This window comes from Streptococcus sp. 2100 (assembly GCF_013276335.1).
In the GTDB taxonomy this organism is placed as follows: domain Bacteria; phylum Bacillota; class Bacilli; order Lactobacillales; family Streptococcaceae; genus Streptococcus; species Streptococcus pseudopneumoniae.
The window spans coordinates 19390-42905 of the sequence record NZ_VMKV01000041.1; the positions used below are offsets into that span (position 1 = coordinate 19390).

Consider the following 23516-nt stretch of genomic DNA (forward strand, 5'->3'; position numbering starts at 1 on the left):
AGAAAGTGGGAAGCCCCACTCTCTGTTTTATTTGTTTAAGTAAGGCAATAGATAGCCATATCCTGCTTTTTCCATCTCATCCTTGGCCACAAAGCGTAAAGAAGCAGAATTGATACAGTAACGGAGGCCGCCTAACTCCCGCGGTCCATCTGTGAAAACATGACCCAAGTGAGCGCTGCCTGAACGAGAACGAACTTCAATTCGCTCCATTCCATGGCTCAGATCCTTGTAATAATGAATCAACTCTTTGGAAATCGGACGGCTAAAACTTGGCCAACCACAACCTGAAGCAAACTTATCCTTGGCAAAAAAGAGTGGCTCACCCGTCGTAATATCTACATAAATCCCCTCTTCAAAGGTTTGGTCATAGGCATTGGTAAATGGAGCCTCTGTAGCAGCTTCTTGTGTGACACGATAAGACTCTTCAGATAGACTGGCCTTCAACACCTCTTGACTAGGCTTTTCATAGTTTGCTGCATCAATCAATGGCTTATCAGCATCGGTCACATCGATATGACAGTAACCTGAAGGATTCTTCCTGAGATAATCTTGGTGGTAGTCTTCAGCCAGAATGTAGTGGCGTAATTGCTCCACTTCTACTGCAATCTTTCGACCCAGCATGCGTTCCTGCTCCTGTACCACTGTGTAGATAGCTGGCAAATCTGCTTCATCCTGATAATAAATCCCAGTTCGATATTGGCGACCACGGTCATTCCCTTGTTGATTGATAGATAGAGGATCGATAACTCGGAAATAATAAAGTAAAATCTCTCTGAGTGACACTTCCTTCTCATCGTAAATCACTTGGACCGTTTCTGCATGGTCTGTTTCCTTGATCAACTGGTAATTGGTCGTTTCGACTTGACCATTAGCGTAGCCAACACTGGTTTCTAGCACTCCAGAAATGCGTGAAAAATATTCCTCTAGGCCCCAAAAACAACCACCTGCTAGATAAATTTCTGCCATCTTTATTTCTCCTTTATCACGTTTTTAACTAATACTCTTCGAAAATCTCTTCAAACCACGTCAGCTCACATCTGCAACCTCAAAACAGTATTTTGAGCTAACTTCGTCAGTTCTATCCACANNAGCAGCCTGCGGCTAGCTTCCTAGTTTGCTCTTTGATTTTCATTGAGTATAAACTTCTTTTCACAAAAAGGATATGAAACCCTCTGGTCAAGAGTTTCCCCATCCTATCTTCTATTCTTTATTTTGCTTCTACACGGACACCTTGGGTATCAACTCTCAAGTCATGCAGTTTTCCTTTGAAAGGTTGCTTTTCCAATTCTGCCTTAATCCTTGGCATCTTGTCATGAGAAGCCAGAACCATAACTGTCGGCCCAGCACCAGAAAGGTAGGTTGCATAGGCCCCATTTTCTTTGGTCACTTGCTTAATCATCGCAAATTCTCTTACCAAGTCCTGACGATAGCGCTCATGGAAGAGGTCTCCCTCGATTGCTTGCCCAGCGGTCACCATGTCTCCTGCCAACAAGGCAGCAACCGCTACATTGGCGATAGAACTTGCAGCAACAGCTTCCTTATAAGACAATTTTTTAGGCAAGACACTACGGCTGTCGCGAGTACGTAATTCATAGTTTGGAATGTAAGCTAGAAAATCACACTCTGGAAAGTCTGCTACGATAGCAGAGACTTGCCCTTCAACAGAACTTGCAATAACGAGATTACCATAAATGGCTGGAGCCACATTATCAGGGTGTCCTTCAATCTTGGTCGCTAACTGCAATTTTTCATGATCAGACAAGTCGAGTTGCCCCAATTGGTTGGCTAGTTCAATCCCAGCCACAATAACTGAGCTGGAAGAACCCAAACCACGCGCCAAGGGAACATCACTGGTCATTTTCAAGCGTCTAGGTTTCAAATCTGGTACAATTTGCAAAGCGATTTTGAGCAAGAGATTACGCTCATCATGTGGAATCCATTTGCCAATCTGGTGTTCAATCAACCACTCATCTCCTTCTTCGCAGACCTCAATTTGAAGATACTTGGTTACAGCTACACCGACCGAGTCAAAACCTGGCCCGATATTGGCACTGGTTGCAGGTACAATAATCTTCATCTTATTCTCCTAGCACCTTGAAGGTATTCAAGAGGTCGAATTCTGAAACCTTCTTCAATTCAGCTGAGACATTTTCAAGCTGGGCTTTATTAATCTTGTGTGTGATGATAACGACACGCGCCTTGTCACCCTCTTTGCCATCTTGAAGGATTTGCTTAAAGGAAATATCTTGAGCATTGAAGATTTCAGCCAACTTCAAGACCTGACCTTTTGAGTCTGGAGCCAAGATTGAGAAATAGTAGTTTGCTTTGACATCTTCAGGATTTGCCAAGACCAAGTCACGGCTATATTCGTTGAAGTCTTTGCCAATAGTACCATCATTCAAACGACGAACGATACGGACAATATCAGCTACAACACTTGTTGCAGTTGGTTTTTGACCCGCACCTGGTCCGTAGTACATAGACTCACCAATACCGATAGATTCTACAAAGACAGCGTTCATTACGCCATTCACACTAGCAAGTGGGTGCGCTTTAGGTAGGAAGGTTGGAGTCACTTCTGCAGCAATACCTGAAGAAGTTTCCTCAATAGAACCAACCAATTTCACTACGTAACCAAGCTCTTGAGCTACAGCTACGTCTTCTGGTGTGATATTGCGGATTCCCTTGTGGGCTACATCATCAAAGGCAATCTTCATGCCAAAGGCAAATTGGCTCAAAATAACCATCTTGTAGGCTGCATCAATCCCATCTACGTCATTCGTCGGATCGCTTTCTGCAAATCCTAGACGTTGTGCTTCCGCAAGAGCATCATCGTAAGACCAGCCTTCTTCCACCATCTTGGTCACCATGAAGTTGGAAGTTCCGTTGACTACTCCAAGCACGCGCGTAATTTTATCAGAAGCCAAGGAATTTGCTAAAGTACGAAGAATTGGAATCCCACCAGCAACTGCTGCTTCGTAGTAAAGTGCTACCTTGTTAGCTTGAGCGATTTCTAGCAATTCTGCGCCATGGACAGCCAAAAGGTCCTTGTTAGCAGTAACAACGTGTTTTCCAGCTTCCAAGGCACGAGTGATAAAGGTTTTAGCAGGTTCGATACGCCCCATCAATTCCACTACGATTGTAATGTCTTGATCTGATAAAATATCATCCACATTGGTTACAAAGTTAAAGTCATTCCCTGCTGCAAGTAAGCGATTCTTTTCATCTTCATCCTTGACCAATACCTTAGCAACTTCAATCTCTGAATGTGCTGATTGATTGATTTTTTCTCCATTTTCCTTTAGGAGGAAAGGCACACCACTTGCAACGGTACCAAATCCTAGTAAAGCAATTTTAACTGTCATCTTTATCTCCTCGAAATTTTCTAATATAGCCATTATAACAGAATTTTGTGAAAATTCCTATCATAGTAAATCACTATTTCAGTCTAGAAAAGAAAAAAACGAATCTGATGATTCGCTCTTCCTAAAATCTAGAAATAATTTTCCAGAAGTGATTATCCAATCTTTTGCAGATTGGTCACTGCATCGTGATTCATCAAGACTTGGCCATACTCCTGCAAGACTGAACGACTGATGTCACTATCGTCCGCAAACTCGCGCATACGGGCCAACAGCCAAGCTGGATATGGACTTGGATGATTTTCAATATCCACTAAAATGGTCAAATAATAGCGCTCATTCATCTTGTAGAGTTCAGAAGTTTCCATCTCAAAAGTCACTGTCTTAGCAAAAGCCACCAAGTCAGCCAACTTAGCAAAAGAAAGGATGTAGTAGATGTAAGGTTCTTTCTTACTCTCAGCTTCTTGTTCAGCCTGCTCCTGCTCTTCTTCCTTGGCTTCGACTTGCTCTAAAGATTGAATCGCTTCGATATCATCCTTAGTTTTGTCTGCGATGCTCTTTTCTAAGGTTTTAATAAACTCATCTGGCGACATTTGAGCCAATTCTTCCATATCTGGTAAATCCGATAAATCTTCAAAATCTAGATTTTGGTCAATCTTTGATTTGGTTACAAAGACATCAACCTTATCAGGTTTTGGAGTCACACGGAAGCTCAACATACCTGTATCTAGAAAGCTATCAGGCATCTCTAACTCATCCAAGATAGCATAAAAAAACTCTTCTGTTTTTTCTTGAGGGACAAGAAAGTCAGCAATCTCCATGCCACGATCCATCAAATCCTCTAAAGACATCGTGATTTTCAAAGTTGTATCACTAATTTGTTTCATTTTCATTGCTAGTAACCTCATACTTTCAGTTCTATCTATTATACTAGATTTTTACGATTTTATCAAAAGAAGGCTCCTCTATACGGATAGATTTTCCCTAGGGTCTTTCTATAGGAGACTCCAAGAGAAAATTTCTGCAGACAGATAGAAAAAGCCTTCAAAATCAAACTTCTTGTTCGACTTTGAAGACCTAATACATCAGAAAGCTTATAGTTTAAAGGTTGCTACACCGAGGATAGAACGATTTAAGTTTCTAAGAATTTGAAGACTTTGTTCAAATTTCTTATAACGAGTCACTCCGTACTCTTCAACAAGAAGGACTGTATCTCTTTCCAAAAGAGATGATACATCCTGTAAATCTACAAAATGCATTCCTTTTAAAGCCTCTTGACTCTGTTTCAATTTATCTAGGATAGCTTTATTTGAGCTAACGATTGTTAATTCTTGTCCAGCATTTTTGTATGACAAGACATCTGCTAGGTTAGCAATTGTTGTAATCTCTGTTACAAAATCAATTTGATACTGAGAAAAATCACCTGCTCTATTGATTGTTGGATTAAAGAGATAAATCAATACATTCCCCATCACAACCAAAATCACACAAACTACTCCAATAACAGCTAAACGGAGAATCAAGTTTTTCACATTCAATCCAAGTGCTGTCTCACCATTTGCATTCAATTCTTTAGAGTTGATGGTTTCCAATTTTTCAATTTTTACATTTGCAAAAGTGTGTTTAAATTTCTCAATCAATCCATCAATTTTTCGCTCTAACAAATCATTAGCATCTTTACTTGATGTCAAAATTTTCACACCAACCCCTGCATCGTCAATCATATAGTAGACGGTCAATTTTTTCCACCAATAATCATTCGTTGAATTTTTCAAGGTTGTTTCTGTCGTGTCTAATTCACTGGCAATTTTTTTCAACTCACTGGGTTCTACATCATTGAAAAGATAAGCTCCATTCAAATTCCCATCAATCAATTTCCCATAAAAATCACTATAACCACCAATTTGATGATTCAAAATTGTTTTAGCTGAGTCTTCTGGAGGAGTGATTTTATAGCTAAGATAAGTTGAATAACTTGTTGTATCTTTGACAGTGTTTTTATTCCTAACTGCTTTAATTGTAAATGGTACAGCAATGAGAGCAAATAAAGCGATGAGAGCTAAAATATTTGCTTTTCGTTTTTTGTAAAGATTTGCAAATAAATCAGCTACTGAATAATGTTCAAACATGATTTTTTTCTCCTTTGTTTAGTAGATACTGGTTCTCTTTTGTAAGCATTTTTGCTACAAATATAATCACAAGAACAATTCCCCAGAATTGCATTGTAAATAAATTGAAGAAACTTTCTGAAAAGCTACTTCTAGGCATAAAGAATAGATTATTCAAGATGAGTAAAGACAAGGCAAATAGGATTGTTCTTGAACGATAGGCTACTTGCAGCATGGCTATAAATAGCATACCGAGTAAGAGACTAAGTAGAAAGACTCCTATCATACCATAGTCTGTATACAACTCCATGATATAACTACTTCCGATACCATGTCCTTTTAAATATTCCTTGTTCAAAACAAGATAGGACAAATTGTGGGCATAACTATTACTATCAATAGCTAGCTCCACACTATTGGTTGTATGTTCAAAGGCTTTTCCTCCGAAAATAGCCCCCAAGCTTCCCCTTGCAAAATAATCAAGGACAGGACCAAATGTAAAATTACGGAAATCTCGGTAAGGGAGGCTACTGTTAAATAGAAAACCTCGAGCCAGAACGCCAAAACTGGTTCCTTGTTTATAGATAAAGTCAAGCAAGATATCCCAGAAACCTGTATGGGAAACCTGGACATTATCCCGTACATAATTGAGCACTCCCATTGCTAACATGAGAATAGGAGAACCTACAAAAATCGCTAACTTTTCTTTAAACCCAATCCATTTTCCTTTTTCAGTTTGCTCTCGCATAAAGTAATAAACAAAAGCAAATAAAATACTTAAAATAAAGGGATTTCGTGTCCCAATTGCCAAATGAATAGTATTAGCTGCAATAAAGGAGACAAGCACTGCTGTTGCCTGCAATTTCTTTGGCTTGGTTGCCAAATACATACACATTGCATAGACCGTAAATGTTGATAAGATATAGGTAAAATAGGGCAGTTTACTTTCAAAGTTTGCATAGTAGGCATAGTAGGAAGTCTGCAAGCGATACAGGAGCCGTTCGAATAACCGAATGAAATAGAAAGGATAGGTTAGAAGAAAAACTCCTAGTGATACAAAGCGTAACCGCTTGATATAAACCTCTTTTAGAGAATTTCCTATATTTGCTACTTTTATTTTCTTCCTAGCTATGAAGTAACGAGCCAGAATGCCTCCTATGGTCAAGCCCAGAATCGAAACCATGACAACTATAAAGGCAAAACGATAGGCTATTGGATGATAGGTATCCAAAGCACCATCCCTAAAATAATCAATGGTCGGTCTTGATACCAGAAATACAAAAATGGTTAAATAGAAAATAAAATGGATTAAGTAATACTTGATGTTATTCCAGCAGGCAATTAAGCTACTAACCAGTAAGAACAATAAAGTAGAAAGCAAGCTAACATTGTTATTATTAAACAGATATACAATTCCACTTACTAGCGTCAAAGCATAGCTGACTATGGTCAAACTAAATAACAATCGTTTTCCATCAATCACTTGCTCACCCCCGTTCTAATGTAATTTTTTAGATTTTTCAATATTTTTTAGTAATAAGAATCGATATAAGGAAATATTTATGAATAGAGCCAAAGCACTAATTCTTCTCCCCTTACGGAAAATTGGATTCCTAGAAATAGCAAGGGCATGGCCTTTTAAAAAACGATGAATCTGAGAATAGGCTTCAAACTGTTTATACTGATCATCTAGCAACATCTTATCCAGAATAAAGAAGTTAGCATAGGCCAATCTGAAAAAAGCAACCTCTTTCAAGTCAGAATAGTTTTTCACAACTTCATTGTAAAACTTTTGGTAGATATCAATATAGGCTAAATCCTTCTCTGCATAGGGTTTAGTTGTAATACTATCCCCTCTATGGAAATAGTAATAATAGGGTTTGGTATTAACAACGTACTTTTTAGCCAACTTGATTAAATCAAAATGATAATAAGCATCTTCATAAATCAATCCCTTTGGAAAGGATAGGGCAGTTGCAATCTCTCTCTTGATTAGCTTATTGCAGATTGTTCCAGGTATTTTTTCACCTATGAGGTATTCCCTCAGAAATGTTTGGGAATCACAGACAAAATAATCATCCTGATTGGCTGACTGTGGACTTTCATCATTAGCATAGACATTCATGACACCACAGCTTGAAACATCCGCATCTTCTTGAATTAATTGCTCATATAAGCTCTGAATCATTTCTGGATGGATATAATCATCTGAGTCAATAAAAATCAGATAATCTCCGTGAGCCTGCTTCATTCCATCATTTCGTGCTTGTGACAAACCTTCATTCTTTTTATGAAGCACTGACACCCTATCATCTAGTTCAGCGATTGAATCACACAAGCGACCACTTTCATCCGTTGCTCCATCATCAACAAGAATGATTTCCAGATTTTGATAAGTCTGCTTCTGAATGGAAGCTATCGATTTTTCTAGGTACTGCGCCACATTATAGACTGGCACAATGACACTAATTAATGCAGTTTCCATGCTACTCCTCTAATAGTTTTTCTACTTGTTCGATTTGTTTGGCAATTGTAAATTGTTGAATGAATTGGCTAGCCTCATTGACATCGAAGTTTGAGGTAGAGGTCATGTAGTTCGTAATTGCCTTAGCTGCCTCTTGATTGCTCTCAATGATTTGTCCAAATCGTCCTTCTTGGGATAATTCCTCAGCCCCTCCGACATCCGTAGAGACAAAAGGGATTCCAAGGCTCAAGGATTCCACATAAACACCAGGAAAACCTTCTTGTTTAGACATAGACAAGAGGATCTTCATCTGAGACAAATACTGGTATGGATTTTTTTGATAACCAAGGAAATGCACATAGTCTTCAAGCTCATACTCTTTAACTCGTTTTTTCAGTTCCTCTTCCATATCACCAGCCCCGATAAAATAGAGATGATAGTTTTTCCCCTCTTGGTGCAATAACCGTATCACTTCCACCACACGGTCAGAACCCTTATTTTCCTCAATCCGTCCGATGGTACAGATACTTTGAGGAGCAATCTCGATATCGATCTTCTCTTGAGATTTTTCTAAAATAGTCTTAAAATCATATCCATTGTAGACTGTCTGTAATTTAGAAGCATAATCTGGATAGACTTCCTTGATAGAATTGCTGGTCTTTTTTGAAATTCCTACAATGGTATTCGCAGCATCCAACTGGCGTCTATGTGATTCTCTTTTGGAGCTATCCTTAAGAAATTCTTCGATACTTCCATGAATCCAAGAGATTTTCTTGACTTCTTTTCTTTTAGAGAACAACAGTGGTGGATTCATAATGGTAAAGGAAACTTCAACATCATAGTCATCTTTTACAAGCAAGCGACGAGTCAGCCTTGGAAAATAAATTCTCATTCTCCACAAAAAAGCTCGTAACCATCTAGCTTGGCGATAATCTTGAAGAGATTTTAAAATGCCTACATGCTTGGGAACAGATTCGTATCCCTTGTCAAAGTGCTCCATTTCAAGAATATCAATATCATACTTTTCTGGATCCAGATTTGAAACAATGGTAGACAGAATCTTTTCTGCACCGCCTCCGAGAGAAAAAGACCACATAAAAAATAAGATTTTTTTCTTAGCCACCATATTCTCCCTTGTATTCTGTATAAGACTTATCCATATCAGCGATGACAGCATCATGATGCGGTAGCTGCTTGTCTGCTGGCGGAGGCGTCATATAATCTCCAAAAGCAGTGCTGAGATAAGCATCATAGCCAACTGGAATAGGCATCTCTGTTCCTTCAAATGGCAAGAAAAGATTATCTTCAAAAGATTCGATTAGGTACTTGTTTCTCATGTAGCCAGGACCTGAGCATAGTTCCGTGATTCCATCGCTCTCAGCCAAATCATACTTAGTCATTTCTTTCTCAGCTTTTTTCCAGATGCGATAACGGAGAGATTTTGGAGTCAAACCCAGTAAAATGCGACTTCCCCATTTCATGAGAGCACCATGCTTTTCTGGAATAGTTTGCGCACAAAAGAGTGAATAAATCAAGGCCCAACGAACCTGTTTTTTCCGCTCAGCTGGATCTTTCGGATAATAATCCAAAGGCAAAACATCCAAGGCCAGACCATGTGGCAAATCCAAATCCTGCTGATAAGGCTTGATACAGGTGGTTTCCTTGTCACGAATGGTAATAAAAAGATTACGATCAACAAAATCCTTGTAACTCTTTGACAAGAAATAACGTTCATCTGCATAACGAGGCCATAATTCTGCTAATTTCTCATAATCTTTACGAGGCATAAAAAAGTCTAGGTCGTCGTCCCAAGGAATAAATCCCTTGTTTCGAAGGGTACCAATAGCGCCTCCGCCACAGAGATAACAGAGCAAATCATGTTCTTTACAAAAGGCCACAAAATATTCAGCCATCTCCAGACTACGAGCCTGAATTGCTTTTAAATCAGTCATATTGTTCATTATTCTTTCTATCGTATCGTTTCATTATACCACAAACAAGGGGTGAAAATCTATTGCAGACTGTAAAAAATCAAAGCCTGACTGCTATCCAAATAGCTATCAAACTTTGATTTTTCTGTCTTATACTCTTCGAAAATCTCTTCAAACCACGTCAGCTTCACCTTGCCGTAGGTATNNCAACCTCAAAACTGTGTTTTTAGCAGCCTGCGGCTAGCTTCCTAGTTTGCACTTTAATTTTCATTGAGTATTATCTTATCTCAAGCCCATTTGAGCGAGCTTGGTTTGATATTTGTTTTGATCAACCAGCAAGCCCAAGCCTCCATAAACATCATAGGCATCTACCCAGTCACCCAGTTCTGGAATCGTCAATTTTTCAATACCATTTTTTGCTCCATCCAAAACAGATAAACCGTTTGTTAGGAGGAAAGTATAGGGTACGTTGGTTGAGGTCATAGCAAAAACCTTTCCAAGAGCTTCAGAACCAGTGAAAAGTTTAGTGGGATCTTTAATTTGCTCTAAAATTGCTGTTAAAACTTGTTGCTGTCTTTTTGTACGGCCGTAATCCGCCTCATCATCATCACGGAAACGAGCATAATTGAGCAGGGTCGAGCCATTCATCTGCTGTTTTCCGACTTTAATGGTTTGGGTTGGAGACTCAGTCTCGGTAGCATATAAATCATCTCCGACTGTAGCTTCTGTTAGGGGACGCCCATTCAATGTTGAAAATTGAGCATCAATCGTCACCCCATCAGGGAAAAGCGTGTCAATCGCTGTGGCAAAGGCCTGGAAATCAACCAAGGCGTAGTACTTAATGTCCAAGTCAAAATTATCTTTCAAGACTTGGCGAACCATTTCTGCCCCTTTTTGCCCCTCTTGTTCTCCTAACTCGTAGGCTACGTTTAACTTGTTATCTGTCTGTTTTCTACCATTAATCACTTGACTATAACCATCTATATAGACCAAATTATCACGCATGAAACTGACTAGCTTCATTTTCTTATCTGAGCCCCCGACATTTAATACCATAATAGAGTCAGTTCGTGTCTCAACACTATTTTGACCGATTCGACCGTCTGTCCCCATGATCAAAATATTAACTCCATCTCTAGTGTCCTGACCATTAAAGACTTGAACCTGTGCTGCCTTAGCATCAGCAGTTTTCTTTGCGCTAGCATCTTGGTAACCACGCAAAAACATGAATACCATGGCCAAAGCCACACAGACCAAAAGTGAAAAAATCACCATAAAAATTCGTTTAAGACGGAGCTTCCGTCTTTTCTTTTTTGGAGGGAAAGAGAGTGCTTGTGATTTGGATTGTGAGCGACTCCGGTTCGCATAGCTTGGTAAGTCAACCTGCTCTTCTCTTTCTTGTTCCAAGCTAGAGCTACTATTTCCCCTAGCAAGAGTTAGCTTTTCTTGCAAATAGGCAAACTCATTTTTTTCTCTCTCATTGAGATAATGAATATTTTTTAGCAAATAATCATAACGCAACTGCTCATGATGACTTAAGGGATTTTCTTTACTCATCTTCTCTCCTTTCCATGGTCTGATATTGGATAAATAGGATAGGCACCCAGAATTTTATACTGGATTCCAATCGCTTCTAATTCTTTTTGGGCAAAGTGGACCAAGTCCTTATCGGTATAATCCACATCGATAATGAAAAAGTATTCACCCAGTGCTGTCTTGAGTGGACGACTTTCAATTTTTGTCAAGTCAATTCCTCGCCAAGCAAAGGTCGACAGGGCCTTATAAAGTGCACCTGGAAGGTTGTCAGGTAATGTCAAGGCCAAACTCATCTTTTCAGTTTGTGCTTGCAAGGGAATAGAAGGCTTTTCAGCTCCTAGAACCCAGAAACGTGTGAAATTGGCTTCCATTTCCTGAATATCCTCGGCAATCAGTTCCAATCCATATTCTTCAGCAGAACTTCTAGGTGCAACTGCTGCAAAGGGCTGGTCTGGATGTTCGGAAATAAAACGGGCCGCATAAGCTGTACTAGCTGTTACCTCGATTTGAGCCTCTGGATATTGTTCATCGATGAATTTCTTTCCTTGAGCCAAGGCCTGTGGATGTGAAAAAATCTTTTCAATCTTAGTATGGCCTGGAACCACCATCAACTGCTGATGAATAGGCTGAACGATTTCTGCTACTGCTTGGATGTGAGCCTGATGAAAAAGATAGTCCAAGGTTTCATGAACACTACCCTCAATAGAGTTTTCAACTGGCACCACAGAATAGTCCACTAATCCTTGCTCATAAGCCTTGATGACATCTGTAATGTTGGCAAAAGCCTGCAATTCCTCATTAGGAAAAGCTGTCTGCACAACATGGTGTGAAAATGATCCCTTGGGACCTAGATAAGCAATTTTCATCTTAGTTCCTCTATAATTTCCTCCGGACTTAGCTTGGTCACATCCAAAATCCGACTAGCCACTTCCTCATACCAAACCTGTCTTTCTTGGAAAATAGCTGCAAGTTCTTCCTTGCTATTATTTAGAAAAAGCGGGCGCTGATTATCCTTATCAGCTGCGATACGTTGGTAGAGGGTTTCAAAATCTGCTTTCAGGTAGATGTTATCTGTATTAGTCTTGAGTAAGTCACGATTTCTCTGAGAAATAACCACTCCTCCTCCAGTTGACACGACTTGGTCTGTTTGTAGTAAATTAGCTAGGACTTCTGACTCTACCTGACGAAAGGCCGCTTCGCCCTTTTCCGCGAAAAATTCCGCAATGGACATACCTAAACGCTTCTCTATCAGAGCATCCATATCAAGGTAGTCTGGGTCTAAACCTCTTGCAATAGTCGATTTGCCAGCACCCATAAAGCCTAGTAACACCTTAGCCATGAGTCAAGTTCTCCAAATCATCAAAGAAGCTAGGATAGCTGGTATTGATGGCTTCTGCCCGATCAAGTTCCACTTCTCCATCTGCAACCAAGAGAGCTGCGATGGCTGTCATCATGCCAATTCGGTGGTCTCCAAACGTATTGACTCTAGCACCGTAAAGAGCGGATTTTCCTTTGATAATCATTCCATCTGCTGTAGGTGTGATATCTGCTCCCATACTATTCAGGGCGTCTGCCACCACCTGAATGCGGTCTGTTTCCTTGACCTTAAGTTCCTCAGCATCCTTGATAACTGTTACACCTTGGGCTTGGGTCGCAAGTAGAGCGATAATGGGCAATTCATCAATCAAACGTGGAATCAAGGCACCGCCAATCTCTGTTCCTTTCAAGTCTGAAGACTCAACAGTCAAGGTAGCAGATTTAGCGACTGGGTCAATTTCAGTCATTTCCAATTTTCCACCCATGGCGCGAATGACATCAATAATACCGGTGCGCGTTTCGTTGATACCCACATTCTGCAGCACTAGACGAGAGTTTGGAACAATCAAACCTGCGACTAACCAAAAGGCTGCACTGGAAATATCTCCTGGTACGACCACCTTCTGTCCTGTCAATTTTTGTGGCCCTTGGACTGTGATTTTCTTGCCCTCCACACTTAAATGGCCACCAAATTGTTGCAACATATCTTCAGTATGATTACGGGTGCACTCTTTTTCGATAATCACTGACTCCCCCTGAGCCTGCAAGGCCGCAAAGATCAAGGCTGACTTGACTTGGGCAGAGGCAATTGGCAACTCATACTGAATAGGTCTTAGGGTTTTCGTCCCTTTTAAGTGAAGAGGAGGCAGGTCTCGCTCAGTTTGTCCCGAAATGCTAACGCCCATTTTTTTCAGAGGAATCGTCACACGATCCATAGGACGTTTGGAAAGACTGTCGTCTCCAAACATTTCTACTTCAAAATCTGCACCTGCAAGGACACCTGAAATCAGGCGAATCGAGGTACCAGAATTTCCCATATCAAGGGCATTTTGCGGAGCTTTTAAGCCTTCCATACCCACACCTTGAATGGTAATAACCCCATCTTTGTCCTCAATTTCAACACCAAGGTCACGAAAAACCTGCATGGTCGAAAGAACGTCTTCACCTCGCAGAATATCATAAACCTTGGTCTCACCCTCAGCCAAACTTCCAAAGATAATGGAACGGTGGCTGATAGACTTGTCACCTGGAACGCGGATACTGCCATGTAAGTGGCGAATGTTTGTTTTTAGTTTCATACTGGACCTCATACTTGCAATACTTTTACCTATTTTATCATAAAAAGCCAGAAATTCCTTAAAAATTCTGACTTTAGGATAGTTCTTTTCTTATTTTAGCAATTCTGAAACTGGTTCGAAAACAATTTTTTCAATGTCAGAAAGGTAAATGGCCAATTGTTGTTGCTTGGTAAAGAATTCTGACAAGAGGCTGTTCCCTTGAATCTGTTTACCAAAGCCTTCCATTTTCGCTTGGAAGGATGCGTCTGGCATTTGCCCTGTCTGGGCTAGTCTTTGAATTTCTTCTTGGAAGGCAACATATTCTGTAAAGATTTTACTTGCCTCAGCATCTGCTGCAATCGCATCTTTAGCTGCTTTAACAGCCTTGTATTCTGGTAATTCGCGTAGACCGCGACTGAGTTCGTTTGCACTATCGTAAATATTTGACATGATTTTCTCCTTATTCATTTCTTTTTAAATTACTAGTCACTCTGTGGTCTTTATTATTGTGCAATCACTTTTATATGACCTCTTGAATGTCCATTGCTTAATTCCTTATCTGGTATATACTCTATCTTCAAAGTTCCTAAATTAGAATCTGTTTTTATTTCATTTGACATAAGATTATCAAAATAGTTCTCTATCTCATCATCAGATAAGGATGATTCAATCGATTTAACAATATCATGAAATACTTCTTTCATTCCTGCAACACCAGATTCACTATTTTCATTTGTCTGATTTATTGTTACATTGATTTTATCAGTATCATTTGCATGTAAAAGCTCCAAGTAGTATCCGTAGCTTGATGCGAAATATTTACTTTTATATTTTATTTTTATATTTCCTTTTTTGATATTTTCTAATGGGCTATTAGAATTTTGATTATAGCTATTGATAAACTCATTAATAATTCTATCGTCTACATACTTTGAATTGGTTTTCTCTTAACTTATTTCCTTGTTGGATGGTTCATTTTTTGTCTCAACACTGGCTTCTGAAGTAGTTTTCACATCTTTTTTAACAGCGTAAGCTCTAAGTAAGATAAAAGAAATAAAGATAACACCAAATATGAATTTAAGCTCTATTTTAGGCATAATTTTCTCCTTATTTGACAACGACTGTGTAGTCGGTATTTTCTGTTATGAGGTGCTCGGCTCTTTCCAAGTCTTGAGCGTTTTTAAATGAAATTTGTAGGATCCCGTGAATATCCTCACGGTTTTCCTCGTTGATGTGGATGTTAACCAAGGAAGTTCCTCGCAGCAATTCCAAAATCCGCAGGATGACATCTTCTTCATCGGGAACGTCGACATAGAGGTCATAAGAGCTATCCACTCCACCACGCTTATGGATTTCCATAGCCTGACGTTGCTCACGCGCTTGGTTGAAAAAGTTCCAGATTTGGTTTTCATCTCCCTTGCTGATAGCCTGACCAACCTCATCCAAACGTTCCTTAAAATCCTCAATTCTCTCTAGGATTGTCTCACGATTGGACAAGAGAATGGAGGTCCACATTCCCGGCTCGCTTTCCGCAATCCGAGTCATATCTCGAAAACCACCTGCCGCAAAGCGCCTTGCCATCTCATGTTCTTGAGCATAAACCGCGGTCTGTTCCATGAGACTAGAAGCCAGAATATGAGGAAAATGGCTAATCTGAGAAGTGACACGGTCATGCTCCTTGGCATCAATCTCGATAAAGCGCGCATGAAGACCTGAAAGCAGATCCTTCATTTCCTCAAGCGTATCCTGACCTGTCAGACTCGAAGGCGTGAAGATATAATAGGCATTTTCAAAAAGATTGACATCCGCAGAAGCAGCCCCTGTCTTGTGACTACCAGCCATAGGATGGGCTCCGACAAAGCGAACAGGTTTGCCAGCCAAATATTGCTCCGCCGCATCCACAATGGCTGACTTGGTCGAACCAGCATCTGAAATAATAACGCCTTCTTTCAAGTCCAAGTTGGCCAACTCCTTAATAAAGGAAATGGTTTGCTTTATTGGCAAGCTGAGAATGATGATATCTGCCAAAGGAGCAAAACTGGCAAAATCATCCGTTGCACGGTCAATCATGCCTTCTTTCAAGGCGATATCTCTCGAAGCTTGACTGCGATTATAACCTAAAATTTCATAATCTGGATGATTGCGTTTGATACCAAGGGCCATAGAGGCACCAATCAAACCAAGACCTGCGATATAGATTGTTTTTGCCATAGGAACTCCTTAATAGTTCTTTGTATAGTCTCGGTGTTTGGTCACCGCTTCTTTTAGTTCCTCAAGATTATCTGATGAGAATTTTTCGAGGATTTCTTGTGCCAAAACCGTTGCCACAACAGCTTCCATAACCACTCCTGCAGCTGGAAGGGCGGTCGGATCACTTCTTTCCACAGTTGCCTTATAAGGTTCGTGGGTTTCGATATCCACACTCATAAGAGGTTTATAAAGAGTAGGAATGGGTTTCATGACGCCACGAACAACGATGGGTTGCCCATTGGTCATACCACCTTCAAAGCCACCTAGATTATTGGTGCGGCGAGTATAACCATCTTCTTTAGACCAGAGAATTTCATCCATGACCTGGCTACCTTTACGGTAACCAGCTTCAAAGCCAAGACCAAATTCCACCCCTTTAAAGGCATTGATAGAGACAACTGCTTGGGCAAGTCTGGCATCTAATTTTCTGTCCCATTGGACATAGGAACCAAGACCAACTGGAACACCTCCAACGACTGTCTCCACAACCCCACCGATGGTATCACCGTCACGTTTGATTTGGTCAATATAATCCTTGATTTCCTGTTCTCTTTCTTGGTTGACAATAGAAACTTCAGACTGGGCAGCTCTTTCCTTAATCTCAGCAACTGTGAGATTCTCAGGAACATTGATTTCCTTGCCACCAAAGACAACGACATGGTTGGCAATCTCCATATCCAGCTCAGCCAAGAGGCGTTTAGCTACTGCCCCAACTGCCACCCGCATGGTGGTTTCACGAGCTGATGAACGTTCTAAAGAATTTCGCAAATCATCAAAGCGGTACTTGATACCCCCAACTAAGTCGGCATGACCTGGGCGAGGATGGGTGATTTTTCGTTTACTTTTAAGGCGATCTTCAATGTCTTCCGCAGACATAATATCCAGCCATTTTTGGTGGTCCTTATTGACGACATCCATGGTAATAGGAGCCCCTGTCGTCTTCCCATGGCGAACACCCGAAGTAAAGACAACTTGGTCGCTCTCAATCTTCATACGACCACCACGACCATAGCCACCCTGACGGCGTTTAAGGTCCCCATTGATATCCTTAGCTATCAAAGGAAGTCCAGCTGGAATTCCTTCAATGATAGCTGTCAGACGGGGCCCGTGTGATTCTCCTGCAGTTAAATATCTCATACACTCTCCTTATTTTACCAAGTAGTCTTTCATCTCTTCCAGAGAAACTGGGTGAATGGTCGCTGAACCAAGCTCTGGCACCAAGACCAATTTCAAGATGTTGCCACGCGCTTTCTTGTCATGAGTCAAAGCCTGATAAAGCTTGTCAACATCCCAGTTTTCATAGTCAACAGGCAAGCCAAATTTCTGACACATAGCTGTAATGGACTGAGTTATTCCTTCTGGCATAAGGCCTTTTTCCTCAGCCACCTTGGAAATCTGCACCATTCCCATGGCAACAGCTTCACCATGCATGACTTTCCCATACCCAGCCGTCGCTTCAATGGCATGACCAATGGTGTGGCCAAAATTGAGGTAAAGGCGAACACCATTGTCCAACTCATCCTCAACTACCATCTTGCGCTTGACCTGACAAGAATGTTCAATCAAGGTCTCTGCATGTTCCAGAATGCTCTCAACAGAACCATCCAGCTCCGTCAAAAGAGCCCACAGTTCTGGATCCTCAATCAAGCCATACTTGATGACCTCCCCCATCCCTTCAATCAACTCTCTTTTTCCAAGCGTTTCAAGGACAAGCGGGTCAATCAGAACCCCATCTGGTTGGGCAAAGGTACCCACCATATTCTTAGCAAATGGAGTGTTAACGCCTGTCTTTCCACCGATAGACGAATCCACCTGGGCAGTTAAACTGGTCGGAATCTGAACAAAGTGAATACCCCGCATATAGGTAGAGGCTACAAAACCAGCCAGGTCCCCAACGACACCACCGCCGAGAGCCACGATTCCATCGCTACGAGTCAACCCCTGCTTAACTAGAAATTCATATACTTTCTGAACAGTAGTTAAATTCTTTCTTTCTTCCCCTTCTAAAAAGTCAAAAACAGCTACCTGAAAACCAGCATCTTCTAGGCTGAGTTTGACCTTCTCAGCATAAAGAGAAGCTACATGGTTGTCTGTTACGATGAGCACTTTTTGTGGTTGCCATAGTTCTCGCAACCATTGACCAGCCTGAGCCAGACAACCTTTTTCAATCTGAATATCATAAGGATGATGAGGAATATCGATTCTGATTTTCATAGGAGAGTCTCCCTTTCTTTATTGGTATTTTTCTGTTAAAGACTGCCAAATCTCTTCTGTCGGCATTTCCTTGCCTGTCCACAGTTGAAAAGCTTCTGCAGCTTGATAGAGCAACATTCCCAGACCATTGACTGCTGGATTGCCCTGACTTCTAGCCCATTTCAAAAATGGCGTTTCAAAGGGTTGGTAAATGATATCTGCGACCAAGAGAGTCTCTGTCAGATTGATGTTTTCTGGAACTGGGGATGATTGACCATCCATGCCCACACTAGTCGCATTGACCAGTAAGCCCGAATCGGCAATCCTTGCTTGCAGTTCCGAAACATCTTCTAAAGCATACAAGTCCACTTTAAAGCCTGTCTGCTCCTGTAACTTGTCTAGGTGAGGTCTTGTTTTTTCCATAGAAACGGAACGAACAAAGACCGAAATCTGACTGACACCATCCAAAATGGCTTGCGCTATAATGGACTTGGCCGCACCACCTGCACCCAGCAGGGTCATCTTCTTACCTGTAATTGTAAAAGAAGGCAAACTCTTAAAGAATCCCTTGCCATCTGTATTATATCCAATCAAATTCCCATTCTCATTGACAACCGTATTGACCGCACCAATCAAGCGCACCTCATCGCTCAGCCCGTCCAAATAAGGAATCACCTGCTCCTTATAGGGCATGGACAGATTGATGCCAAACATCTGGTAGCGACAAATATTGGCTACTGTTTCTGCCAAATCACCCGCTTCAATCTCCCAAGCAACATAAACACCATTGGTAGCTGTCGCCTCAAAGGCCCTATTGTGGATGAAGGGAGAAATAGAATGTTTAATAGGATTGGCAACAACTGCAGCTAAACGTGTATAGCCATCAAGCTTCATCCAAAATCTCCCTGATTTTTTTCATGCTAGCTAGAGAAATCTGACCAGGGGCACTAGCCTCATCCAGACTGGCAAAAGACCAACTCGAACCAGTCACATCCGCAGTGATACGAGAAACCTTGCCCACCTTACCCATAGAAATAGTTACATATTCCTGCTCAGGATTGAGAGTTTTAAAGCCCCGTGTATAGTTCATCAAGTCTAGCACATCCTGCTCCGTATGAGCCATCACCGCAACCTTGACAAGTTTTGGATTTAGGCTCGTCAACTCTGACAAGATTTCCATCATATTTTCAGGTGTTTCTTGGAAATTGTGGTAACTCAAAACGAGATTTGGGAAGTCCAGCATTTCCTCAAAAACATCCTTGTAGCTATAGTACTCAAAATCAATATAGTCTGGTTGATAGAGTTGCACCACTTCCTTGATTAAATGGATATATTCTTCTGAAGAAAGGTCAATTTCTCCCCCTTCAGAGCGAGTTCGTAGCGTGAAAACCAACTCACGACCTGCGAATTTTTCAAAAATAGCTGGAGCCACCTGCAAAATCGCTTCTTTAGGCAGATAGTCGGCACGCCATTCAATGATGTCGGCATCCAGGTACCTCGTGGCATCCAGAGCCTGGGCCTCCTCTAAACTTCTTGGCATTACTGAAACGATTAATTTCATTTACTAACCTTCATACTAATCACCTTGAGGTAATTACTACTTTCATCTTTTTTATTATAGGCGAAGTCTGCTGGAAGACCGTATTTATTTAAAATCTGGTAACTTCTTCCTGCAAAGCCTTTATCAATTTGTTCTGTAAATTTCTGACGGGAAACATTGGCAGCATTGGTACTGGCAATGATAATCCCTCCAGGATTTAAAATCTCAAGACTCTGGGAAATCAACTTGTGATAATCCTTGGCCACAGAGAAGGTTTGTTTTTTGTTCCGAGCAAAGCTAGGCGGATCTAGGACAATCACATCGTAGGTCAAGCCTTTTCGTTTGGCATACTTGAAATATTCAAAGACATCCATGACCACAAAACGATGGTCGTCTGTGCTGATTCCATTTGCCTGAAAATGCGCTTGAGACAATTCTCGTGAACGTTTGGCTAAATCAACCGAAGTTGTCTGGTTTGCTCCTCCCATGGCCGCAGCTACTGAAAAAGCTGCTGTATAAGAAAACATATTGAGCAAGGATTTACCCATAGCCAATCCATCCACCAAGCTACCACGAACCTCGTGCTGGTCTAGGAAAATCCCTGTCATCAAGCCATCATTCATAAAGACTTGATACAAGACACCATTTTCCAAAACAGTGAAAAAGTCAGGTGCTTCTTGACCATAAACATGGGTAGATTCATAGTCCAAACCCTTAAAGCGGATCTTCTCATAGGCCCCTAAAACCTCAGGAAAAACCTGTCTAAAGGCTTCTGAGATGGTCTGACGAATCTGATAAACATAAGAGTTATACCAAGAAAAGACAGCATAGTCGCCATAAAGGTCCACTGTCAGACCCCCAAAGCCATCTCCCTCTTGGTTGAAGAGACGAAAGGCAGTTGTCAAATCATCTTGATAGTAGGCGCTTCTCTTTTCTTTGGCTTGTCTAAACAGCATTTCAAAGAAAGCTTGATTGAAGGCCACCTTGTCCTTACTAACAAACCAGCCCAAGCCCTTGTTTTGCTGAGAAAGGTAGGCAGTCCCAAGAAAGGTTCCTTCTTGACCCTGCACTTCTACTTCCTGATCCTTAAGATTGACATTCTCAAGATCACTGGCTTCTAGTAAAACTAGCCCCTTAGCAAGCTTCTTTTCAACCCTTTTGCTAACTCTTATTCTATTCATAACTACCATTATATCAAACTTTTAGCCAATTCTCAAAAAAGAAACTACCCTTGCTTTTTTACTCTTCTTTTAAAAAATGGTATACTAATACTAATAAAAATTTAGGAAGTAAATGTGTGAGAATTAATTTTAACAAAATCCAAAAAGCCATGGGTACCAGACTGGGTTTTGTCCTAACCCTTTTAATCCTCTATTGGCTCAAAACCTTATTAGCCTATGCCGTTGACTTTAATTTAGATATTCAAGTGGGCAAGTTGCAGGGAAATTACCTTGCCTTTATCGCCTTTTTCAATCCCCTTCCCTTGGGATTACTCCTGCTAGCTCTAGCCCTCTATGCTCGGTCAACCAAAATCTTTTATGGTCTGAGTATAGCTATTTATAGCCTGTTATTCATTTGGCTTTATTCCAACGTCTTTTACTATCGAGAATTTAGTGACTTTATCACGGCTAATACCATGAAGGTGGTCAGCAAGGTGTCTGTTGGTACTGCAGAATTAGAGTTACTGCGCTTTTGGGATTTCATCTATTTTATGGATTTCCCACTGCTGGCTTTCCTTTTCTATAAAAAATTCATCCAGCTGGATAGGAGACCTTTCAAATTCCGCTCCAGTGTTGCCATCACTGCTCTCTCTGCCCTGCTCTTTTCAGCTAACCTTTTCTTGGCTGAAATTGAGCGTCCCGATCTCCTATCGCGAGGATTTTCGAATTATTATGTTGTTCGCGCCCTTAGTTTACCCGCCTTTTTAGGCTATAGTGCCAACCAATCATACAGTGCCAACAAGGAACGTGCCAAGGCCTCTGAGACCGACCTGCAACCTATTACAGATTATATTCAAGAACATTCGGCTAAACCTAATCCAGACTATTTCGGCTTAGCCAAAGGGAAAAATGTGATTTATCTCCACTTGGAGAGTTTCCAACAGTTCCTGCTGGACTATAAACTCAACATAGATGGAACTGAGCATGAAGTCACTCCCTTCCTCAACTCCCTCTACCATTCGCAATCAACCCTAGCCTTTTCGAATATCTTTAACCAAGTCAAGGCTGGTAAGACCTCAGATGCAGAAACCATGCTGGAGACTGGTTTGTTTGGACTTGACCAAGGTTCCTTTATGGTCAACTATGGAGGTACCAATACCCAGCAAGCTGCGCCTTTTATCCTATCAAAAAATGGCTACCAATCCAGTGCTGTCTTTCACGGCAATATTGGGACCTTCTGGAACCGAAATACGACCTACAAACAATGGGGCTATCAATACTTCTTTGATGCATCCTACTTCACCAAGCAAGACAGTAGCAATTCTTTCCAATATGGTTTAAATGATAAAATCATGATGAAAGATTCTATTCAGTATCTGGAGCATTTGCAGCAGCCTTTTTATGCCAAGTATATCACGGTGTCCAATCACTATCCCTATGCTAGCAATCTGACTGGCGATGAGCTTGGTTTCCCACTGGCTAAAACCAAAGATGAAACAATCAATGGCTACTTCCAAACAGCCAACTATCTGGACAGTGCCATTAAAGCCTTCTTTGACTATCTCAAAGAAAGTGGCCTCTATGAAAAATCCATCATCGTCATTTACGGAGACCATTATGGTATTTCCAACTCCCGCAATCCTGACCTGGCACCCTTGATTAGCAAGACTTCTGAGAACTGGTCGAATTACGACAATGCCATGTTGCAACGAGTGCCTTTTATGGTGGTCATGCCTGGCTATGAAAAAGGACAAATCATCAATACCTACGGTGGACAAATCGATATCTTACCGACTCTCGAACACCTCCTTGGTATTGAGTCCAGTTCCTTCCTTCAAGTTGGGCAAGACCTTCTGTCTCCAGACCATCAAGAAATCGTTGCCTTTCGAACTGCCAATTCCTTCGTCACACCCAAATATACCAGCTACGACGGACGAACCTACTACACTGAAAGTGGTCTTGAAATCAGCAATCTTGATGAACAAACTCAGACTGAACTAGAAATTGTTCGTCAAGCAGCTAGTCAACAGCTGAAAATCAGCGACCAGATTCAAACTGGCGATTTGATCCGTTTCTACCAAGCAGATCATCTTGGAAAAGTTGATACAGAAAGTATTTCTTACCTCAATTCCTTGCCCATTCTGCAAAAGATTGAGCAAGAAAAAGGAAGTCAGTCAACCAGCCTCTTTAGCCAACGACAAGGCAAAACTAGTACTGACCTTTTCAAGGCACCAAGTTACCAAGAACTCCACCCAGAGTCGGCTGAAACCGAATCAAAATCACAATAAAAAATGCTCTTCCGTCTTGGAGGAGCATTTCTTTTTATCAACAAAAATCAAAGAGCAAACTAGGAAGCGATCTGCAGGCTGCTCAAAGCA

23 protein-coding genes are annotated in these 23516 nt (G+C 41.0%); 1 reads left to right on the plus strand and 22 read right to left on the minus strand.

All coding sequences use genetic code 11. The annotated features are described in order from the left end of the window. Nucleotides 1–27: 27 nt before the first annotated feature. From msrB to HT669_RS06725, 22 genes are all read right to left on the minus strand, one after another. Complete coding sequence (msrB, locus tag HT669_RS06620) at nt 28–966, minus strand: peptide-methionine (R)-S-oxide reductase MsrB (protein ID WP_000818203.1); 939 nt, start codon at nt 964–966, stop codon at nt 28–30. Between the two features lie 241 nt (nt 967–1207). Further along, complete coding sequence (gene thrB, locus HT669_RS06625; protein WP_050207664.1) at nt 1208–2077, minus strand: homoserine kinase; 870 nt, start codon at nt 2075–2077, stop codon at nt 1208–1210. 1 nt (nt 2078) lies between these two features. After that, nucleotides 2079–3365, minus strand: coding sequence for a homoserine dehydrogenase (locus tag HT669_RS06630; RefSeq protein ID WP_023936093.1), 1287 nt, complete (start codon nt 3363–3365; stop codon nt 2079–2081). Between the two features lie 152 nt (nt 3366–3517). Continuing rightward, nucleotides 3518–4255 (minus strand): adaptor protein MecA, encoded by a 738-nt coding sequence (gene mecA / locus HT669_RS06635; protein WP_000782675.1) that lies wholly within the window; start codon nt 4253–4255, stop codon nt 3518–3520. Nucleotides 4256–4456: 201 nt separating this feature from the next. Beyond that, a complete protein-coding gene (locus HT669_RS06640) occupies nt 4457–5491 on the minus strand; it encodes a hypothetical protein (RefSeq protein WP_000461506.1) in 1035 nt (344 codons plus the stop codon). Next, nucleotides 5484–6953 (minus strand): O-antigen polysaccharide polymerase Wzy family protein, encoded by a 1470-nt coding sequence (locus HT669_RS06645; RefSeq protein ID WP_050207662.1) that lies wholly within the window; start codon nt 6951–6953, stop codon nt 5484–5486. The genes HT669_RS06640 and HT669_RS06645 overlap by 8 nt, the downstream gene beginning before the upstream one ends. Before the next feature lie 15 nt (nt 6954–6968). After that, nucleotides 6969–7955, minus strand: coding sequence for a glycosyltransferase family 2 protein (locus HT669_RS06650; RefSeq protein WP_050207661.1), 987 nt, complete (start codon nt 7953–7955; stop codon nt 6969–6971). Between the two features lies 1 nt (nt 7956). Then, on the minus strand, nt 7957–9060 hold the full coding sequence (locus HT669_RS06655; protein ID WP_078800192.1) for a glycosyltransferase: 1104 nt from the start codon (nt 9058–9060) through the stop codon (nt 7957–7959). Beyond that, a complete protein-coding gene (locus tag HT669_RS06660; protein ID WP_078374283.1) occupies nt 9050–9895 on the minus strand; it encodes a phosphorylcholine transferase LicD in 846 nt (281 codons plus the stop codon). Before HT669_RS06660 ends, HT669_RS06655 begins: the two co-directional genes overlap by 11 nt. 252 nt (nt 9896–10147) lie before the next feature. Beyond that, complete coding sequence (psr, locus tag HT669_RS06665; protein ID WP_000032344.1) at nt 10148–11422, minus strand: polyisoprenyl-teichoic acid--peptidoglycan teichoic acid transferase Psr; 1275 nt, start codon at nt 11420–11422, stop codon at nt 10148–10150. Further along, the gene (pheA, locus tag HT669_RS06670) at nt 11419–12267 is read right to left on the minus strand and encodes a prephenate dehydratase (RefSeq protein ID WP_000686437.1); all 849 of its coding nucleotides are present in this window, start codon (nt 12265–12267) and stop codon (nt 11419–11421) included. The genes psr and pheA overlap by 4 nt, the downstream gene beginning before the upstream one ends. Beyond that, a complete protein-coding gene (locus HT669_RS06675) occupies nt 12264–12740 on the minus strand; it encodes a shikimate kinase (RefSeq protein ID WP_001151365.1) in 477 nt (158 codons plus the stop codon). The genes pheA and HT669_RS06675 overlap by 4 nt, the downstream gene beginning before the upstream one ends. After that, complete coding sequence (gene aroA, locus HT669_RS06680) at nt 12733–14016, minus strand: 3-phosphoshikimate 1-carboxyvinyltransferase (protein WP_000769893.1); 1284 nt, start codon at nt 14014–14016, stop codon at nt 12733–12735. The genes HT669_RS06675 and aroA overlap by 8 nt, the downstream gene beginning before the upstream one ends. Nucleotides 14017–14106: 90 nt before the next feature. Then, the gene (locus HT669_RS06685) at nt 14107–14445 is read right to left on the minus strand and encodes a YlbF/YmcA family competence regulator (RefSeq protein ID WP_000065969.1); all 339 of its coding nucleotides are present in this window, start codon (nt 14443–14445) and stop codon (nt 14107–14109) included. 53 nt (nt 14446–14498) lie between these two features. Next, on the minus strand, nt 14499–14786 hold the full coding sequence (locus tag HT669_RS06690) for a hypothetical protein (protein ID WP_172922035.1): 288 nt from the start codon (nt 14784–14786) through the stop codon (nt 14499–14501). A gap of 156 nt (nt 14787–14942) precedes the next feature. Beyond that, entirely contained in the window at nt 14943–15092 is a 150-nt protein-coding gene (locus tag HT669_RS06695) for a hypothetical protein (RefSeq protein WP_001124152.1), read from the minus strand. Between the two features lie 10 nt (nt 15093–15102). Next, complete coding sequence (locus tag HT669_RS06700) at nt 15103–16206, minus strand: prephenate dehydrogenase (protein WP_050111729.1); 1104 nt, start codon at nt 16204–16206, stop codon at nt 15103–15105. 9 nt (nt 16207–16215) lie between these two features. Beyond that, the gene (gene aroC / locus HT669_RS06705) at nt 16216–17382 is read right to left on the minus strand and encodes a chorismate synthase (RefSeq protein ID WP_050207660.1); all 1167 of its coding nucleotides are present in this window, start codon (nt 17380–17382) and stop codon (nt 16216–16218) included. 9 nt (nt 17383–17391) lie between these two features. Next, nucleotides 17392–18459 carry a 3-dehydroquinate synthase gene (gene aroB, locus HT669_RS06710; RefSeq protein ID WP_000702126.1) on the minus strand — a complete coding sequence of 356 codons (1068 nt, stop codon included), beginning with the start codon at nt 18457–18459 and terminating at the stop codon, nt 17392–17394. A gap of 18 nt (nt 18460–18477) precedes the next feature. Next, on the minus strand, nt 18478–19332 hold the full coding sequence (locus tag HT669_RS06715) for a shikimate dehydrogenase (protein WP_023932792.1): 855 nt from the start codon (nt 19330–19332) through the stop codon (nt 18478–18480). Next, nucleotides 19322–19999 carry a type I 3-dehydroquinate dehydratase gene (gene aroD / locus HT669_RS06720; protein ID WP_000767767.1) on the minus strand — a complete coding sequence of 226 codons (678 nt, stop codon included), beginning with the start codon at nt 19997–19999 and terminating at the stop codon, nt 19322–19324. The genes HT669_RS06715 and aroD overlap by 11 nt, the downstream gene beginning before the upstream one ends. Beyond that, complete coding sequence (locus HT669_RS06725) at nt 19996–21159, minus strand: class I SAM-dependent rRNA methyltransferase (RefSeq protein WP_031233545.1); 1164 nt, start codon at nt 21157–21159, stop codon at nt 19996–19998. The genes aroD and HT669_RS06725 overlap by 4 nt, the downstream gene beginning before the upstream one ends. Nucleotides 21160–21308: 149 nt before the next feature. Between HT669_RS06725 and HT669_RS06730 the strand changes: the two genes are divergently transcribed. Then, the gene (locus HT669_RS06730; RefSeq protein WP_050207694.1) at nt 21309–23426 is read left to right on the plus strand and encodes an LTA synthase family protein; all 2118 of its coding nucleotides are present in this window, start codon (nt 21309–21311) and stop codon (nt 23424–23426) included. Nucleotides 23427–23516: the final 90 nt, after the last annotated feature.